This is a genomic window from Rhizobacter sp. P3_C12 (assembly GCF_056402735.1).
This window is the reverse complement of record NZ_JBFUGW010000496.1, coordinates 1-2,580: the sequence shown is the minus strand read 5'-3', so window position 1 is coordinate 2,580 and position 2,580 is coordinate 1. Positions and strand designations below refer to the sequence as shown.

The following is a 2,580-nucleotide window of genomic DNA, read 5'->3' as shown; positions in this document are numbered from 1 at the left end:
GCGCGGCGGCGTCTGGCAGCCCGCCAGCGCCAGCAGGCAGGCGACCGCCGCCGCCAGGGTCAGCGCGCGGCGCTGAAGTGCTTGCATCGACTGCTCCCTCATGAAGGCTTCTTCGAATCCGCGGCCGGCGGCCGCTTCAGCGGCGCCATCGTGCTGGCAAAGCTCGCGGCCACGCGCTGCGTCTCGGCCGCGGTGTCCTGCGTCGGCACGTAACGCTCCTGCAGGGCCTGCGCCATCGCGTCGAAACCCTTGTACAGCTGGCCGAACTCGTCGGTGCGCTCCTCGCGGATGCGATGCTCGAAACGGCCCTGCGCAATCTCGCGCATCGAGTCGCCCACCAGCTTGATCGGCCGCGCGAACCAGTTCGCGACGAAGTACATCGCCACCGCCACCGCCAGCACCGTGACGATCACCAGCACGATCATCAGCGTCAGGCTCAGCCGCGCCACCTGCGCGAGCGGCTTCTCGGGGATGCCCAGCGCCACCCGGCCGACCGCCTTGCCCTGGAAGGTCATCGGCGCCTCGAACACCAGCACGTTGTCGTTGTCGTCGAGCACGCGCGTCACGCTGACGCCGCCGGCACGCGTGCCCAGCAGCTCGCCGCCGCGCGCCTTGTACGGCTGGCCCACGCTCGCCGCATCGCTCGACGCCCGCACCACACCGGCCCGGTCGACCACGCTGACGCTCGTGAAATCGCGCGTCTTCATGACCTCGCCCACCGACACCTCGACCGCCACCCATTCGTCGGCCAGCGCCGACACCGCGTTCTGCGCCGCGATGAAGCGGCTGAGCGATGCGCCGTAATCGGTCACCTGACCCATCATCGCGGCCGTCTGCTGCCGGTTGACGACCGTGCCGGTCACCGCCATCACCGCGAACACGATGGCGCCCATCATCAGCGCCCACTTCAGGCGCAGCGGCAGGATGCGGGGTTTTTCCTTCTCGCGCGCTTCATCCTCGATGTTGCGCATCGCCTTGCTGATCTCGGTGGCCAGCTCCTGGCCGGTCTGGAAGCGGCGCTCCGGCTGCTTGGCCAGGCAGCGCTCGACGATGCGGCGCACGCCCAGCGGCAAATCGGTGCGCAGCTTCTCGATCGGCGTCGGCTCCTCGGTGGCGATCTTCATCGCGAGCGCCACGATGCTGTCGCCCTGGAACGGCGCGGCGCCGCTCAGCATCTGGTACAGGATGATGCCGACCGAGAACAGGTCGGAACGGCCGTCGACCTTCGAGCCCTTGGTCTGCTCGGGCGACATGTACTGCGGCGTGCCGAGCACGTCGCCGACACGCGTCTGGTGCGTCGACGACGCCCCCGTGGTCACGTGCGCGATGCCGAAATCGGTCACCTTCACGGTGCTGGTGCCCTTCAGCACCATGATGTTCGACGGCTTGATGTCGCGGTGCACGATGCCCTTGCCGTGCGCGTAGTCGAGCGCCTTGGCCAGCTGCAGCACGATCACCAGCGTGTCGCGGATCGGCATCGGGCCGAGGCGCGACATCAGCTCGTTCATCGGCTCGCCCTCGATCAGCTCCATCGCCATGTACGGCCGGCCCTCGATCTCGCCCACGTCGTGCACGGTGACGATGTTCGGATGCGACAGCATGCCGGCGGCGCGCGCCTCGCGCAGGAAGCGGGCGCGGTACTCCTCTTCCTCGCAATAGGCGGCGTGCAGGAACTTGATCGCGATGGTGCGGTCGATGCCGGGGTCGTGCGCGCGGTAGACGCTCGCCATGCCGCCGCGGCCGATGCGCTCTGTGATCTGGTAGCGGCCGACCTGGCGCGGCGCCGCCGGACTGGCGGCCGGCGCGCTGCGGCGCGCAGACTCACTTCCCGGCGCAGCGGCCGGCAGCGTGTCGGCCGACGCAACGGCCGCAGCCGCGTTCAGCGGGCTCGTCTTGAGGCTGGCGCTGGAATGGGTGATGACGCGGGTGGTCTCGTCATCTTCGAACGGGCGGTCGGGATAGTCGTCTTCTGGCATGGCACGGCACAGTGCCTGGGGGGACGCAAAGTCTCAATGAACGAAAGTCATCTGGCAATCCTTTTCAGCAATCGTTTCCCAGCCCTTCCACGACAGCCGCATGACTTTCGTTGATTGCCAATCCCGGGCGCCCGGCGGATAAACCGGCTTCAGGCGCGCCGGCTCCGCTCGGCGGGCGTGCCTGCCTCGCTGTCGGAGCCCTCATGATCCTGGTGATACGCGCCCATACCCTGAAGAACGAGACCCTGTCTCAGTCGATCACGGGCCACTTCGATGAACGCGGTGGCACGATCGGCCGTTCCGACACGAACACGCTCGCCCTGCCCGACCCGGAACGCCACATCTCGCGCCTGCAGGCCGAGGTCTGGTTCAGCAACGGCTCGTTCTCGATCCGCAACGTCGGCAGCGCCAACGCGATCGTCATCAACGGCCGGCCGATCAACGCCGGCGAAGGCACCACCCTCGGCCATGCCGACGAGCTGGTGATCGGCGGCTACGTGATGCGCGCGACGCTGGCCACGCCCGAATCCGCGCCGCGCACCGACGAACGGGCGCCGATCGATTCGCGCACGGTGATCAAGGCCTCGGCGGTCGAGTCGCGCAC

2 protein-coding genes are annotated in these 2,580 nt (G+C 68.5%); one reads left to right on the top strand and one right to left on the bottom strand.

Annotated features, from left to right (window positions below; genetic code table 11):
• Positions 1 to 98: 98 nt before the first annotated feature.
• Complete coding sequence (locus tag AC1DXV_RS33735; protein WP_477937927.1) at positions 99 to 1,976, bottom strand: protein kinase domain-containing protein; 1,878 nt, start codon at positions 1,974 to 1,976, stop codon at positions 99 to 101.
• A 203-nt stretch (positions 1,977 to 2,179) separates the two neighbouring features.
• On the opposite strand from AC1DXV_RS33735, the gene AC1DXV_RS33730 reads away from it, so the two are divergent.
• On the top strand, positions 2,180 to 2,580 hold a 401-nt coding region (locus AC1DXV_RS33730), incomplete at its 3' end, for an FHA domain-containing protein (RefSeq protein WP_477937925.1).